The 1058-nt window shown below is 71.6% G+C and carries 2 protein-coding genes and 1 pseudogene; all 3 read right to left on the minus strand.

The features are described 5' to 3' along the window. A partial coding sequence (locus AB0M27_RS48180) for an enoyl-CoA hydratase-related protein (RefSeq protein WP_365732507.1) occupies positions 1 to 221 on the minus strand: 221 nt, incomplete at its 3' end. 3 nt (positions 222 to 224) lie between these two features. After that, a complete protein-coding gene (locus AB0M27_RS48185; protein ID WP_365732508.1) occupies positions 225 to 680 on the minus strand; it encodes an OB-fold domain-containing protein in 456 nt (151 codons plus the stop codon). Between the two features lie 35 nt (positions 681 to 715). Beyond that, a pseudogene (locus AB0M27_RS48190) lies at positions 716 to 1058 on the minus strand (lipid-transfer protein); the annotation flags it as partial.

Raw genomic sequence — 1058 nt, forward strand, 5'->3', positions numbered from 1 at the left:
GGCTGCGGGACGTTCACGCCCCGGTCGATCCCGGTGCAGAAGGCGCGGGTGCCGCTCCCGGTGAGGACGACGGCCCGCACGCCCACGTCGTACCGCAACTCCCGCCACGACTCAGCCAGTTCCTCCGCCGTCTCCAGATCGATCGCGTTGAGCTTGTCCGGCCGGTCGAGCGTGACGAGGGCGACCCCCTCGGCCGCCTCCCGCTCGATGAGCAGCGCCACCGCTCACCGCTCCAGCAGCCAACGCACCAGCGTGACCGACCCACTTGGACCCGCCGGGCAGAACACCGCCCGCACCGGGGCCCCGATCCGCAGCCGCGCCGGAGCGACGGAGTTCAGCGGCGCGTCGGCGGAGGCGACGACGTTCCCGGCCAGCCGGATCCGAGGGGCATCCACCAGCTCCACCAACACCGCGTTGTACGGGGCCTGTTCGGCGTACGCGGGGAGCAGCGGCGGGTGCGGGATCACGTACGACCAGATCCGGCCGCGCCCGCTCATCGCCCGCCACTCCCTCTCGAACGACCCGCAGTGCGGGCAGCATGGCCGGGGCGGGAAGCGGAGTTCGCCGCAGGCGGGGGAGGCGCAGGCCTGGACGCGCAGTTCGCCCCGGGCGGCGTACTCCCAGAAGGGGGCGCCGTCCTCGTCGACGACGGGAAGCAGCAGGGAATCGTTCACATCCATCTCCTCAACTCTCAACTCCTCAACTTCTCGACTCCTCAGTTCCGCAGCAGAACAGCCGACGTCGGTACGCCCTCACCGGCGGTGACCAGACAGGTGGCGGCGTCCGGGACCTGGGCGGTGGAGGTGCCGCGCAGCTGTTTGACGCCCTCGGTGATGAGGTTGAACCCGTGGACGTACGCCTCGCTCAGCCCGCCGCCCCCGGTGTTGAGCGGCAGCCGGCCCCCGGTCTCCAGCGCCCCGCCCTCGGTGAACGCGCCGCCCTCGCCGCGGCCGCAGAAGCCGTACCCCTCCAGGGAGAGCGGGACGAGAGGGGTGAACGCGTCGTAGATCTGGGCCACATGGACGTCGTCAGGACCGAAGTCGGCCTGCTTCCACAGC

The sequence above is a fragment of the Streptomyces sp. NPDC052107 genome, assembly GCF_040680215.1.
GTDB lineage: Bacteria > Actinomycetota > Actinomycetes > Streptomycetales > Streptomycetaceae > Streptomyces.